This window comes from Shewanella sp. MF05913, assembly GCF_059758095.1.
Map to the genome: position 1 here is coordinate 147702 of NZ_JCAYNT010000006.1, position 14185 is coordinate 161886.

At 45.1% G+C, this 14185-nt stretch carries 12 protein-coding genes; 8 read left to right on the forward strand and 4 right to left on the reverse strand.

Going from position 1 to position 14185, the window contains the following annotated elements:
• Positions 1 to 196 precede the first annotated feature (196 nt).
• Both AC19MV_RS10100 and zntR read right to left on the reverse strand, forming a co-directional pair.
• A complete protein-coding gene (locus AC19MV_RS10100) occupies positions 197 to 1777 on the reverse strand; it encodes an SO_0444 family Cu/Zn efflux transporter (RefSeq protein WP_498307375.1) in 1581 nt (526 codons plus the stop codon).
• 2 nt (positions 1778 to 1779) lie between these two features.
• Entirely contained in the window at positions 1780 to 2241 is a 462-nt protein-coding gene (zntR, locus tag AC19MV_RS10105; protein ID WP_432404685.1) for a Zn(2+)-responsive transcriptional regulator, read from the reverse strand.
• Positions 2242 to 2559: 318 nt separating this feature from the next.
• Here zntR and purH point away from each other — a divergent pair, with 318 nt between their 5' ends.
• The 4 genes from purH (at position 2560) to nhaC (ending at position 7983) form a co-directional block, all read left to right on the forward strand.
• Positions 2560 to 4149 (forward strand): bifunctional phosphoribosylaminoimidazolecarboxamide formyltransferase/IMP cyclohydrolase, encoded by a 1590-nt coding sequence (purH, locus tag AC19MV_RS10110; protein ID WP_498307376.1) that lies wholly within the window; start codon positions 2560 to 2562, stop codon positions 4147 to 4149.
• Between the two features lie 84 nt (positions 4150 to 4233).
• Positions 4234 to 5535: a phosphoribosylamine--glycine ligase gene (purD, locus tag AC19MV_RS10115; protein ID WP_498307378.1), complete on the forward strand. Its 1302-nt coding sequence runs from the start codon at positions 4234 to 4236 to the stop codon at positions 5533 to 5535.
• Positions 5536 to 5886: 351 nt separating this feature from the next.
• Positions 5887 to 6111 (forward strand): hypothetical protein, encoded by a 225-nt coding sequence (locus AC19MV_RS10120; RefSeq protein ID WP_498307379.1) that lies wholly within the window; start codon positions 5887 to 5889, stop codon positions 6109 to 6111.
• Between the two features lie 372 nt (positions 6112 to 6483).
• Entirely contained in the window at positions 6484 to 7983 is a 1500-nt protein-coding gene (gene nhaC / locus AC19MV_RS10125) for a Na+/H+ antiporter NhaC (protein WP_498307381.1), read from the forward strand.
• A gap of 34 nt (positions 7984 to 8017) precedes the next feature.
• On the opposite strand, the gene AC19MV_RS10130 is transcribed toward nhaC, so the two are convergent.
• On the reverse strand, positions 8018 to 9358 hold the full coding sequence (locus AC19MV_RS10130; protein WP_498307383.1) for an NAD(P)/FAD-dependent oxidoreductase: 1341 nt from the start codon (positions 9356 to 9358) through the stop codon (positions 8018 to 8020).
• A 40-nt stretch (positions 9359 to 9398) separates the two neighbouring features.
• The gene (locus AC19MV_RS10135) at positions 9399 to 9950 is read right to left on the reverse strand and encodes a GNAT family N-acetyltransferase (RefSeq protein ID WP_498307385.1); all 552 of its coding nucleotides are present in this window, start codon (positions 9948 to 9950) and stop codon (positions 9399 to 9401) included.
• Positions 9951 to 10094: 144 nt separating this feature from the next.
• On the opposite strand from AC19MV_RS10135, the gene AC19MV_RS10140 reads away from it, so the two are divergent.
• The 4 genes from AC19MV_RS10140 (at position 10095) to AC19MV_RS10155 (ending at position 13829) form a co-directional block, all read left to right on the forward strand.
• Entirely contained in the window at positions 10095 to 10796 is a 702-nt protein-coding gene (locus tag AC19MV_RS10140) for a spondin domain-containing protein (protein WP_432404662.1), read from the forward strand.
• Positions 10797 to 10807: 11 nt separating this feature from the next.
• Positions 10808 to 11527 (forward strand): spondin domain-containing protein, encoded by a 720-nt coding sequence (locus tag AC19MV_RS10145; RefSeq protein WP_498307386.1) that lies wholly within the window; start codon positions 10808 to 10810, stop codon positions 11525 to 11527.
• Positions 11528 to 11637: 110 nt separating this feature from the next.
• Positions 11638 to 12372, forward strand: a complete 735-nt coding sequence (locus AC19MV_RS10150; RefSeq protein WP_432404655.1) for a response regulator transcription factor — start codon at positions 11638 to 11640, stop codon at positions 12370 to 12372.
• Positions 12372 to 13829, forward strand: a complete 1458-nt coding sequence (locus AC19MV_RS10155; RefSeq protein WP_498307388.1) for a sensor histidine kinase — start codon at positions 12372 to 12374, stop codon at positions 13827 to 13829. The genes AC19MV_RS10150 and AC19MV_RS10155 overlap by 1 nt, the downstream gene beginning before the upstream one ends.
• The last annotated feature ends 356 nt before the right edge of the window (positions 13830 to 14185 follow it).

Here is a 14185-nt window from a genome sequence, read left to right on the forward strand (position 1 = left end):
TTGTTGAACATATGAGTAGATATACATTAATTATGCACTTTAACCCATCATTTACGCAGCCATTCATACCAAAATGACAAAGTAAATCGACGGATAAATGGCCTTAATAAAAACCAAAAAAGCCAGTGATAATGATCACTGGCTTTGATGAAGTCTCATTAAAAACTGACAATTTGTGTTTAGCGCTATTGGCTCATTACGAGCAACAAATTTTGTCTTTATTGCCTTTGGGGATCATATCCCACAACACTTTAGCCATTAATATCGCTAACACAATCCCAGATACCGCCACCACACCTTGTGGTAATAACGCATGTTCTTCACCTATCTGTGGCATCACCTCAAAACCAAAGGTATCCACTAAATAATTAACCAACACGCCAAATGCTAACGCCACACCGATAACGCCGCCTAGGTAGCCATATAATGCACGTTTGCCTAACTCTTTAGTGACAACACCGAGTGTTGCGATATTAGTTGCTGGACCTGCCATCATAAACACCAATACCGCACCAGGAGATACACCCGCTAACAGTAATCCAGCCGCAATCGGTGTTGAAGCCGTAGCGCAGATATACATAGGGATAGACACTAACACCATCACTAACATGGCTAAAATGCCGTCGCCCCACTTCACTAAAAAGTCTGCGGGTACATAGGTCTGCACTAATGCAGCAAAAAATAGCCCGACCAATAACCACAAGGTAGTGTCTCTCACTAAATCAGTCGCGGCATAATGTAAGCCCGATAATACACGACTAAATACACTGTTTTGTTTAAGCTCGGTTGCCATGTCCTGAGTTGATGCACAGCAGCTGGCTTCTTCACTGCTAACTGCGACATCTTGGCTCGCTGAAGCTGACTTGGGCGCACAACAACTGCTTGCTACTTCAACTTTCGGCTCAGCTTGACTACTGCAACAACTGGATTTAACCGCCACGGCTTTAGGCTCTACAGCGATAGGAGCCATTGCGTTAGGGCTCATAGCTTCAGAGTTTGCGCCGCAACATGACTGTGATGATGCTGATTGTGATGATTGAGACTTTGATGATTGAGACTGTGCAGCATTTGCATCAACTACCTGAGTATCAACCGCCTGAGATGATTTGTCCGCCTTACTCGCACAACAACTACTTTGCTTTGGCGCTTGTTCAGCACTCAACATTTTGCCTGAAGCCATAGGGCTTAATACAGACTCAGCTTTAACGGCCGTCATTTTCACAGCAGCATACTGCACTGTGTCAGCATTGCTTTCGTGGGTAATTGAAGCCGCTTGAGAAGAACTTGATATATTGGCCTTCTTACTTGCACAGCAAGATGATTCAACTTTAGCCGTTGCACTGCTGTCAGATTGAGCCTTAGCTGTTGCAGGCACTCCATCATCGTCATCGCGGCCCACTAATAGCCCTGCAACAATCGCACTAGTAATAGCTGCAATGGGACGCACTATGGCCATAAATGGCCCGAGTAACACGTAAGATACGGTAATTGAGTCGACGCCGGTTTCTGGTGTTGACACTAAAAACGACGTGGTAGCCGCTTTTGAAGCTCCGGCGCGACGTAAACCAACCGCAGCAGGAATAACCCCACAAGAACACAAAGGTAATGGCGCACCTAATAATGCCGCCTTAAATACTGTTTTAATCCCATGGCCACCGAGTTGCTTTTGCATCCACGCCATAGGCACAAACACTTTTAGCAAACCCGCTAACACTAACCCCAACAATAGCCATGGGGCGGACTCTAAAAATAAATGAATAAAATTGGTCAATAACATACTTAGTCCTTATGACCTGAATGAGCAAAATGATGCTGTTCTTTTTTAGCAATAATATGTTGGTCAGACGATTCTAACGCTTCGAGTATCGAGCAATGCTCCGCGCTATCTGGGCCGCCGCAACAGGTGTTCGATAAACTCTTTAACGACGTTGCAAAATGTTGTAACTCCGCTAACTTAGCTTCAACCTGCTCAAGCTTAGTGTCAACCAAACCTTTGACTTCAGCACAGGCTCGATTAGATTTATCCACTTCTATAGACAATAAATCTGCAATGTCATTAAGCGAAAAACCCACCGCTTTGGCGCGAAGAATAAACTTTAATCTGTCAGAATCGTCATGGTTATATAATCTGTAGCCTGAATCAGAGCGGCTCGAAGGAGACAGCAACCCGTGTTTTTCGTAAAACCGTAAAGTGTCAGCCTTGATGTCGTACAAGGCAGAAAGTTCGCCTATTCGGTACATGATTAAACCTCAACTCAGAAAGTGTATTCAGCTAAAAAGTCTCTGAAATTAGCTTAAGTATAAACCTTGGAGTTTAATCCAAGGTCAAGGGTTTATTATGGATTATTTTTGATTATCTTTGTTCTTATTTCAATATTGTGAAATCACACAGAAAAAACACCCAATACATACACTTTGCGATAAAATACGCCCGCCTAATCGTAAGACAGTATCTAGTGGTGTTATCGCAACATCATGAGGGACTTTGGTAAAGCAGACTTGAAGCAATTCTGCTTTACGAAAGATCCTTAAAATCAAACTAGTGGACCCTGTACCTACATGAATAATGTCAGACCAATTCGTCGCGCGCTATTAAGCGTATCAGATAAAACTGGAATCCTTGAGTTTGCACAAGCGCTGCATGCACAAGGTGTTGAACTCTTATCTACGGGCGGTACTGCAAAGCTACTTGCAGACAACAACATCCCGGTAATTGAAGTTTCTGACTACACAGGTCACCCAGAAATTATGGATGGTCGTGTTAAAACGCTGCATCCAAAAATTCACGGCGGTATTTTAGCCCGTCGCGGCATTGACGAAGTGGTAATGGAACAAAACGCCATTAACCCTATCGATTTAGTGGCTGTTAACTTATACCCATTTGCTGAAACTGTGGCTAAGCCAGGTTGTACCTTAGCCGACGCTGTTGAGAACATCGACATTGGCGGCCCAACCATGGTGCGCTCAACCGCCAAAAACCACAAAGACACCACCATTGTGGTTAACGCAAAAGACTACGCTCGCGTGATTGCTGAGATGCAAGCCAACAATGGCAGCACTACGCTAGAAACTCGTTTTGACCTTGCCATTGCCGCATTTGAGCACACCGCTGCTTACGACGGAATGATCGCCAACTACTTCGGTACTATGGTGCCAGCACACAGTAACGACGAATGTCATGACGATTCTACATTCCCACGTACTTTTAATTCTCAATTCGTTAAAAAACAAGATTTACGTTACGGTGAAAACAGCCACCAAAAAGCGGCGTTTTATGTTGATACGCAAATTGATGAAGCTTCAGTGGCCAGTGCGATTCAGCTACAAGGTAAAGCTTTGTCTTACAACAACATCGCCGACACTGACTCAGCGCTAGAATGCGTTAAAGAGTTTGAAGGCCCTGCATGCGTTATCGTTAAACACGCTAATCCTTGCGGTGTGGCACTAGGCGCTAACTTATTAGAAGCCTATGACCGCGCTTTTAAAACCGACCCAACATCAGCATTTGGCGGCATTATTGCATTCAACCAGGAGTTAGACGCGCAAACGGCTCAGGCCATTGTTGACCGTCAGTTTGTTGAAGTGATTATTGCCCCTAAAGTCAGTCAGGCAGCACGAGATATCGTTGCTGCTAAAGTGAATGTGCGTTTACTTGAGTGTGGTGAGTGGAACACTCAAACCACAACACTTGATTACAAGCGCGTGAATGGTGGCTTGTTAGTGCAAGATCGCGATCAAGGCATGGTGAATTTAGAAGACGTTAAAGTGGTGTCTAAGCGTCAACCAACTGCAGAAGAACTAAAAGATTTAATGTTCTGCTGGAAAGTGGCTAAGTTTGTAAAATCTAACGCCATTGTTTACGCCAAAGATGGCATGACAATCGGTGTCGGTGCAGGCCAAATGAGCCGTGTATATTCAGCGAAAATAGCGGGTATTAAAGCAGCGGATGAAGGTCTAGTGGTTGAAAACTCAGTGATGGCATCTGACGCTTTCTTCCCATTCCGCGACGGTATCGACGCAGCAGCAGCAGCGGGTATTAGCTGCATCATCCAACCGGGTGGTTCTATTCGCGATGAAGAAATCATCGCCGCGGCAGATGAGCACGGTATGGCCATGGTATTTACTGGCATGCGTCACTTCCGCCACTAAGCAACATTAGAAATAAGCAGCCTTGTTTGGCTGCTTTTTTCGTTTAAAGAATCATATTATTTAATTTATTAAAAGGTGAATAAGATGCAGGTACTTATAATTGGTGGCGGCGGTCGTGAACATGCTTTAGCCTGGAAAGCGGCTCTGTCAGCACAAGTAACAAAAGTGTTTGTCGCCCCCGGTAATGCTGGTACGTCTTTAGAACCTAAGTTAGAAAACGTCGCTATTGATGTTGAACAAATTGACGCACTTGTCGCCTTTGCCAAAGATAACGCCATCGAAATTACCATCGTCGGCCCAGAAGTGCCATTATCACTAGGCGTAGTTGATGCTTTTAATGCTGCAGGCTTAGCGATTTTTGGCCCTACAAAAGGCGCGGCACAGCTTGAATCGTCAAAAGCGTTCACTAAAGATTTTTTAGCCCGTCACAACATTCCAACGGCTGACTACTCAAACTTCACTGAGATTGCACCCGCTAAAGTTTATGCGGCAACATTGACCGCAAAAACAGGTTTCCCTGTCGTGATTAAAGCCGACGGTTTAGCCGCGGGGAAAGGCGTGATTATCGCAGCCAATCAAGTTGAAGCTGATGCTGCCATTGACGATATGCTTGCAGGTAATAAGTTTGGTGATGCCGGTTCACGCGTGGTGATTGAAGAATTTTTAAAAGGCGAAGAGGCCAGCTTTATCGTGATGGTAGACGGCAAAAACATTCTCGCAATGGCCACCAGCCAAGACCATAAAGCACGTGACAACGGCGATTACGGCCCTAACACGGGCGGCATGGGTGCCTATTCACCTGCCCCGGTAGTAACACAAGCGGTACATGATTGGACTATTGCCCACGTTATTCGCCCAACGGTTGATGGCATGGCTGCTGAAGGCAATGTTTACACTGGTTTTTTATACGCAGGCCTGATGATTGCACCAGATGGCAGCGCTAAAGTGCTTGAATACAACTGCCGCTTTGGCGACCCAGAAACCCAACCGATTATGATGCGTTTACAGTCTGACATCGTTGAGCTTTGCCTAGCAGCCACTCGTGGTGAATTGAACAAAGTCACCGCAGAGTTCGACTCACGCGCAGCAGTCGGTGTGGTTATGGCCGCTGGCGGTTATCCAGACGCTTACAATAAAGGCGATGTGATTAACGGCTTAACGCTTGGCGATGTACACGGCAAAGTGTTCCATGCCGGCACCGAGATGAAAGACGGCCATGTGGTGACTAACGGCGGCCGTGTATTATGCGCTACCGCCTTAGGTAACACGGTAACCGAAGCCCAACAGGCCGCTTACGGTTTAGTGGATGCCATCCATTGGGATGACGTTTATTTCCGTACCGATATCGCTTACCGCGCCATTGCACGTGAACAAGCTAAAGCGTAAATCATTCGCTTATCTTGTTAACATAAAACACTCCCTGAGATGGTAACATCGCAGGGATTTTTATTTTTATAGCCATAAATTTTCTTTCATATCATGTGAGTAAAATAAGCACTCAATCCATTTAATGATTAAGCTTAATGCCTCTGCCAAGACTGATCCCCAAGATTAGTATTTTAATTACCGCAAAAGATTAACTTCTATTCACTTTGCTTATAAACCCTGTTTTATGTGATCTAGATCACTAAGATCGTGTTGTATGAGGTGCATTCTAATATAAAGCGAATTGGTTAAGCGGTTATCTATCCGATGACTAAACGCGAGTAACTTTATTAATAATGCTTGGAGTACACAATGTCATATTCTATCGAAGACCTTATCTACAAAGGGGAAAAATCAGGCGTACATGGCTGGAATACATTAGCAGGGGCCACTTTTTATTGGCATCCAGATTGGTTACATATTGCCGAAGATATGACAGGCCACAGTGCCATGACTAATATCAGCCCTGTGAAAAGTAAAGCCAACAAAGCGGATGCTGAAAGTGCCATCGTTAACCACCTTAATCACCCCAAGTAACTACTCATATCGAACACTCATATCGAACACTCATATCGCGCACTCATTTAGCTCATCCGACTGAGTAAAGTGAGATATTCTAGCAAGGGTATCACTGGTCCCACCATATATCCTTAGCGGATATTTATGCGAGCGACCAATCAATATCAGCATATTTAACCAAGCCAAGTAACTAAGCAAGCACAACACCCCACCGCATCACTTAATACTGTTCATTCAAATCATTGGTTCACGATAACAATATTCGACTTATTGGCCTTTTTTTGTCAGGATGTGGCCTGTTACAAATTCGTTACCAAGTTATTAAAAAATCATTAAGCCAGCTCACACGAATGAGATATTGGTCAAAATAATAATTATAAAGGAAATCGTATGTCTCAAGCTGAGCCTTCAAAACCATCGCCATCGAACCATAAACAGCCCACGTTACTCGATGCGCTTATTCCCGTATTTGCACTCATTATTATGCTGGGTGCTGCGGTATATTTATTTTCATCCGACAGCTCATCTGGCGCCAACCAAATCGCATTAGTGTTAGCGGCATGTATAGCAATGATCATTGGTTATAAGAATGGCTACAGCTGGAACCAAATGGAGCGCGGAATTGTAAAAAGTATCGGGGTTGCCACAGGCGCGCTATTAATTTTGTTCAGCGTGGGCTCACTCATTGGTACCTGGATTTTAGCAGGCACTGTGCCAACGATGATTTACTATGGCATGCAAATCCTTAATCCCGATTATTTTTATACCGCTTGTTGTCTATTGTGCGCAGTAGTGGCGTTAAGTATCGGCAGCTCCTGGACTGTTGCCGGTACCCTCGGGATCGCGTTAGTGGGCATATCATCTGCCATGGGTTTAGATGTGAACATTACTGCCGGTGCTATTATCAGTGGTGCTTATTTTGGCGATAAAATGTCACCTATGTCTGACACCACCAACCTGGCGCCAGCAGTGGCTGGCACCGATATTTTCAGCCATATTCGCCACATGACCTGGACCACTGTACCGAGCATTATTATTGCCCTTATCGGCTTTACTTTTTTAGGCTTAACCGCAGATGCCACCCCGATTGAAAACCAACTTACCGACACTCTGGCGCTATTAGATAAAACCTACAGCCCTGGGCTGCATTTACTCATTCCTTTATTAGTGGTGTTGTATTTAGCTAACAGAAGAATGCCTGCATTTCCCACAGTAATATTAGGCACATTAGCCGGCGCTGCATGTGCGGCACTATTTCAGTTTGATAACGTTATCGCTTTTGTGCACGACGATACACTAGTACCGGTAGTTGCACTGGTAAAAGGCTTATGGATTGCCATGTTTGACGGTTATGTGGCCAACACGGGTGATGAAGTATTAGACAGCCTATTAAGCCGAGGCGGCATGAGCAGCATGGTCACCACTGTGTGGTTAATTTTGTGCGCCATGGCATTTGGCGGCGTGATGGAAGTCACCGGTTTACTTAACCGTATTTTAGAAAGCATTCTTACCGTAGTGACCGGCACCACAAGCCTCATCATTACCACCATTGGGGTGTGTATTGGCGCTAACATCATTACCGCCGACCAATATATTGCTATTGTACTGCCAGGGCGAATGTTGAAGGTTGAATACACTCGCCGTAAATTAGCCGCGGTTAATTTGAGTCGCTCATTAGAAGACTCTGCAACAGTCACCAGCCCATTGGTACCCTGGAACACCTGTGGCGCCTTTATGGCCAGTACCTTAGGCGTAGCAACCATTGCCTACCTGCCCTATGCCTTCTTTAACTTGGTGTGTCCATTTGTGAGTGCCACTTATGCTTATTTTAATTTCAAAATCGAACCATTAGACGAAACTAAAATCAGCACTGGCGAAGTCGTCGGCTAACTAAGACGTCGTCTATTAACCTAGAAATGGCCGATTAACCAAAGCGGTCTTTTAACCAACCATAATGATAATAACCCCATTGCCCAAGGCGTCTTGCTTGGGTGAAGGGGAATGGTGGTAACGGTTGTTGATATAAAGGCAGGTTAGGCAACGTTTCACCCGCTATACTTTGTGCTAATCGATACGCTGCTTGACTGCTAAACGACACGCCCGCACCGCAATATCCTAAGCTGTACCCTATGCCACCTTTACTATAGACATGAGGCATATCGTCCATCGCTGCGGCAATCCAGCCGGTCCAGTTATAGGCTATCGCTTTGCTTGATAAGCTCGGAAAACATTTATTAAGCGCCATTTTTAAGCGCTCCCCATACACTGGGTTTGCCGCATCTTTGCCCCACACAGCACCACGGCCACCAAACAGTAAGCGGTTATCTGGCAGTAAGCGGTAGTAGTATTTTAAAATACGCGTGTCCATAGTGACTTGATGTGTATGCAAACCAGCCTGTGTCAGCTCTTGAGGGGTGAGCGGCTCGGTAACAATCACATTGCTTAATATCGGTAAAAACTTGTCATCTATTCGCTGATTAAAGCGCTTTGGCGTGTAGGCATTGCCCGCCATAATCACTTTATTGGCAATCAACTCACCGTTGGCGGTGATTAAACGATGCTTACCACCCTCTTCAATCCAATCTAATACGCAAGATTGCTCAGAAATCGTCACGCCTTGGGCTTGTACCATGTCCTTATAACCGAGTAATAATTTAAGCGGATTAAGACCAAAACCGTCTTTTAAGCGTAAAGCACCATAGGCTTGATGATGGTCTAAATACTGGGTTCTAAAATCGTGGCTAGTGATAAACTCAGCGCCGCTATCTTGGCTATCTGTTAGGTGTTGTTGGATATACTGAGCCGCATTTTGCAATGTGACCAGTGCTTTGGGATTATGGGCCACTTTTAAATAACCGGCTTCTTGCGGCTCACAGGCAATATTGTGTTGTTTAATTAAGCCATCGACGCGCGCGACAGCCTGGGTAAACTCATCATAAATGCCTTTGGTGGTGGCTAAATCCCAACGTTGAGTCATGGCGGCATACCCTAACCGGCCTGAGCCTTTTAACACAAACCCAGCATTACGGGCGCTGGCACCAAACCCGACTTGATTGGCCTCCAACACATGGCAGTCAATATTAAACTCACTTGCCAAATAATACGCAGTTAACAGCCCGGTATAGCCGCCGCCAATAATAGCCACATCAACTTGCTGGTGGCCAGATAATGCAGCAGTGGGGTCGCCTAATGCTTGTGTCGTCGCCCAATAGCTGGGCGCAAAAGGTTGATTGTTAGGATGAGCGTTAACCAATGGATCGTACATATTGCGCTTCTTCTTATTATATTAAAATGAGTAAACCCGACTAAAAAACTAACAGCATTTCACAGGCGACACAGTGGCAGTCGTGATCGCAAATAACGCACATATACTCTTCCCCCATGTAACGTTGATGCCAGCGCTGAGGATGTTCGGCAATTAACTGCCCGCCCGCTTTCGTAAAATAGCGCACTGCTGCATTGTTGGGGCTTTGTTGCCACAAATGGCTCACTCCCGCTTTAGCACCTTGGGCAATCACTGCCGTTTTAGAGGCTGCTAATAACAGTCCGCCGAGGCCTTTTCCACGAGCAGATTCTGCAATAGTGTTCGATTTGAAATAACACACATCCTCAAATGCAACGCCCCACTTATCTACCGTGCACCACTGATCTTGCGGCCACTGCCCTGCAGCATAGGTTAATCGAAAACCAATTAGCTGATCGTTTTCAATTGCGACAAAATTGGCGTTAATACCGTGTTTAATGCTTTTGTGATAAATCGCCGTGAGTTCAGCAATGTCCATATAACCACTGCCGTGAACAATTTCGCCTAGGGCTATCACTGCATCAAAGTCAGCGTGGGTAAGTTCTCTAATCATAATCTTATATTCTTGTCTGTTTCAGCACACTTTAGCACACGCCAATATAGCCAGCTACGATGTTAAACTTTTGTGATAATTTGGCAATAACCTGGTGAAACTCCTGCCGCATACTGGATGCAATTAAACAAAAGGAGCTCGGTTATGAAACGTACATTAGTGACTGCAAGTCTTATGGCTGCTGGATTATTTAGTCTTCCAACTTTGGCAGCGGATATTGAAGTTAGCGTGACCAATTTAACTCACGGAAATCACTTCACCCCTCTTTTGATCGCTGCTCACGACGCTGACAGCCATCTGTTTCAAGTAGGTACCGAAGCCTCTGCAGCATTGCAGAAAATGGCTGAAGGTGGTGACATTGCCGATTTAGATGCTGCTGTTACCGGTAATGCGGGCGTAACATCAGCCAACCCAGCAATGGGATTACTGGCCGCCGGTGCAAGCGTGAGCGAAGTGATGCTGGATACTGGCGATAATACCCATCTATCGATTGTTGCGATGGTGTTACCTACTAACGATGCTTTTGTTGGACTAGATGGTTGGGAAATACCAACAGAAGCGGGCACTTATACTATGTACGTAAATGCTTATGATGCTGGCACCGAAGCCAATGATGAAATCATTAATGGTGGCGGCATGTCAGGCGTACCGGGCATCCCTGCAGCTCCTGGTGGTGACGGCGGAGCCAATGGTACGGGTGTAATGGACAATTCTGAAAACAGTAATGTACATACCCATCCAGGCGTTTTAGGTGACATGGACCCTGCTGGTGGCATGAGTGACCTAGACAGTCGCGTACATCGCTGGTTGAACCCTGTAGCCAAAGTTGTGGTGACAGTAAAATAAGGAGGTAGCCCATGAAACTCACTGACTTTACATTAAAGCCCAGTTTACTCGCCATGCTGGCAGCGGCCACCCTATTAACAGCATGTGGTAATGACGACAACGATACCGTTGATGAGACTCCGCCAGCACCTGTGATGCAAACCTTCACGGTGACAGTGACTAACTTAACCGCTAATCAACCCATGTCGCCGGTGATTTTAGCCGCTCATGCTAGCGATGCCATGTTATGGAACGCCGGTGAAATGGCCAGCGAAGCGATAGAAAAAATGGCTGAAGGTGGTGATACTGCCGATATAGCCGCGCTAGGCGTGATCAATAGCAGCGTTAACGGCACAGGCTTATTAATGCCTGGTATGTCAGAAACCCTAACCTTGACCTTAGATGAAGCCGATGTGGCGAGTATTAGCTTAGCGACCATGCTGGTTAACACTAACGATGCCTTTACTGGCATTAACAGTTATGCCATTGCAGGTATGCAAGTTGATGCTACAACCGCGATGAAGTTTATGGCTTATGATGCAGGCACTGAAGCCAACAGCGAAGCCAAAGGCACTATGCCAGGACCCGCTGATGGCGGCGAAGGCTTTAATGCTGCGCGTGATGATGTCGACTTTGTCCATATTCATCCAGGTGTTATTTCAATGTACGACGGCTTAGCCGATTCGGTACTGGATGCATCACATCGTTTTGATAACCCCGTGTTAGCCGTCACTATTATGCGGACTGAATAAGCTTAATCGCTCGTGTCGACTGAATAAATATTAACCCGGTTGAAATTTATTCTCCTCAAAGCAGGTCTAAGTATTAATGCAATTACTGGATTTGCTTTGAGGAAGTCACCATGAATGGAACCGCTAAACATAATGGCCATGTTTGTCCGCAACATATTTTGCTAGTTGAAGACGAACAAGACCTGGCTAAATTAATCATACTTAACCTCAAAGCACTCAATTACAGCGTCGATCACGCCACTACCTTGAAGCAAGCCATGCACATTATCGAGCATAAAAAACTCGACCTCATATTGATGGATCGCATGCTCCCCGATGGTGATGGCATAATGTTGTGTGAGCAATTACGCCAAGCAGGTAAGGAAGTGCCGCTGATGCTGTTAACCGCCAAAGACTCAGAAGCAGATGTCGTATTAGGCCTTGAGGCCGGAGCCGATGATTATCTGGTGAAACCTTTTAGCGTATTAGAACTGCGCGCCCGTGTAAAAGCCTTACTAAGACGCGGTAAAGCCCATCAAGAGCAAACTCAACAAATTGAATTTAATAGCGTTACCATTAACTCCAGCACCCGCGAAGTCACCGCATTTAACAAAGCGCTCACCCTCACCGCCCGCGAGTTTGATTTACTGCTATTTTTAGCCAAACATCCGCTACAAGTTTTCAGCCGAATGCAATTACTCGAAGCTGTGTGGGGATACAACTATGACGGTTACGAACACACAGTTAATAGTCATATCAATCGATTACGCAATAAATTGTCGCAGTGTTCACCCGAACATGACTTAGTGAAAACCGTATGGGGCGTAGGCTATAAATTTTCACCACCAGAGGTGCAAACCCACTAATGAATCGCCTATTTAACCGACTATTTCTAACCGCTACACTCATTGCATTATTGTTATTTGTCGCTTTATGGCAATGGTTGCAACTCAACCATGAGTTTAGCCGCAACCAAATACAACAATCACTGCATCGAGAATTGGCTGAACACATGGCCCACATCAATCCTTTGCTGTCGCAAGGCATCACCTCTGATGCAGCGCTTAAAGAAGCCTTTCATGACTTTATGCTGTTAGGCCCAAGTTTTGAAATTTACACTCTAGATCCAAATGGCCAAGTGATTGCCTATGATGCCAAAGATGAAAAAATCAAAACTCACCGCGTTGATACCAATATTATTCAGCAGTTTTTAACCGGCGAAAACCTGCCTGTGCTTGGCACGGATCCGCGTAGTGAAGACACCCAAAAGATATTTTCGGTGAGTAAATTAATTAACGCAGACGGACTTCACAGCGGCTATTTGTACGTGATTATTGGTGGCGAAGATTACGACAGCTGGCAAGCACTGATTAATGCCGAAAACCAGCCAAAAATATGGGGCGCCACTATCGGATTTTGGATACTGTTTGCTCTCGTGTTGTTTGTCATATTATTACGCTACTTTACCCGCCCAATTCAAAAATTAGCCCAGGATTTAACCGAGCTAAAAGATAAACCTATGTCAGATGACCTGATGCTACCGCAGCGTTATCGCGGCAGTTTAGAAATAAGCCAGCTAAGTCATCATATCAATCATTTACTGCAAGAAATCCAACTGCAACAACAGCAGGTTAAACGCCAACAACAAGCTAAACATGACTTTTTATTGCACCTGTCGCATGACTTAAAAACGCCGCTTACTGCACTGTTAGGCTATATCGACACCTGGCTTATTTTGCCTGAAAATGAGCGCGACGAGGCATTGATCCAATATGCTGCCAACTCAGGCCAAACCTTACAACAGTTATTGGCACAGCTATTAGAATTAGCCGCATTAGAAAATGGTCAAATCGATGCGCAATTACAACAAGTCAACTTAAGTGAATTGCTTAGCGAGATTGAACAAACTTTTACTCCACGGGCTAAAAAACTCGGGGTTCAGCTAGATTTTGACATCAACCATACAAGCCAAATTTATACCGACCCAACCTTAATGCGCCGCATACTCAACAACTTAGTAGACAACGCGCTGCGCTACACTCCCGCCGGCGGCAAGATTCAAATCATCAATGTACTCCACAATAACCAGCAATGGTTAACCGTGCGCGACACCGGCGCAGGCATGCACAAACATGAAGTCGACGCCCTCAAACAATTGTCGATGACCACGCTATCTTTTGAACCTAATCAAAGCCTGCCACAACTCGGCGTCGGACTCGCCATCGTCAGGCAGTTATTGGGGTTATTAAAGTGCAAAATTGAAATCGACAGCCAACCAGGGGTAGGAAGTGAGTTTAAGATAGAGTTGGTGACGCAAAGTTAATCTCATTTTTGAATCGCAAATGAATAACGATTTCTTCATATCTAAAATTGGTACTGATTAAGGTTTATCTATCATTAGGCGTCATGATAACTAATTGCCTGCAGCATGCTATCGTGCAGATAATTCAGCGAGACGCCGCAAGCACCTCCATGTGGGCTTAACCAAAACATCCCTGTTTTGGATACTCGCTGACTCATCTGCACCTGTCATTCGACTCTCTTCGATTTAGCATCATGGCTTTCTACAAGTGAAAATCCAATAAAAAACATCATGGGACTCTATGATGTATTTTGGTTTGCATTTCTTTCTTTTCTTTCTTTGTTTCTACTGATGGACTACTAGAAATATTTCTACAC

Excerpts from the sequence above, each read along its gene's own strand:
- AC19MV_RS10100 (WP_498307375.1), bottom strand. The coding sequence starts at position 1,777 with ATGTTATTGACCAATTTTATTCATTTATTTTTAGAGTCCGCCCCATGG.
- zntR (WP_432404685.1), bottom strand. The coding sequence starts at position 2,241 with ATGTACCGAATAGGCGAACTTTCTGCCTTGTACGACATCAAGGCTGAC.
- purH (WP_498307376.1), top strand. The coding sequence starts at position 2,560 with ATGAATAATGTCAGACCAATTCGTCGCGCGCTATTAAGCGTATCAGAT.
- purD (WP_498307378.1), top strand. The coding sequence starts at position 4,234 with ATGCAGGTACTTATAATTGGTGGCGGCGGTCGTGAACATGCTTTAGCC.
- AC19MV_RS10120 (WP_498307379.1), top strand. The coding sequence starts at position 5,887 with ATGTCATATTCTATCGAAGACCTTATCTACAAAGGGGAAAAATCAGGC.
- nhaC (WP_498307381.1), top strand. The coding sequence starts at position 6,484 with ATGTCTCAAGCTGAGCCTTCAAAACCATCGCCATCGAACCATAAACAG.
- AC19MV_RS10130 (WP_498307383.1), bottom strand. The coding sequence starts at position 9,358 with ATGTACGATCCATTGGTTAACGCTCATCCTAACAATCAACCTTTTGCG.
- AC19MV_RS10135 (WP_498307385.1), bottom strand. The coding sequence starts at position 9,950 with ATGATTAGAGAACTTACCCACGCTGACTTTGATGCAGTGATAGCCCTA.
- AC19MV_RS10140 (WP_432404662.1), top strand. The coding sequence starts at position 10,095 with ATGAAACGTACATTAGTGACTGCAAGTCTTATGGCTGCTGGATTATTT.
- AC19MV_RS10145 (WP_498307386.1), top strand. The coding sequence starts at position 10,808 with ATGAAACTCACTGACTTTACATTAAAGCCCAGTTTACTCGCCATGCTG.
- AC19MV_RS10150 (WP_432404655.1), top strand. The coding sequence starts at position 11,638 with ATGAATGGAACCGCTAAACATAATGGCCATGTTTGTCCGCAACATATT.
- AC19MV_RS10155 (WP_498307388.1), top strand. The coding sequence starts at position 12,372 with ATGAATCGCCTATTTAACCGACTATTTCTAACCGCTACACTCATTGCA.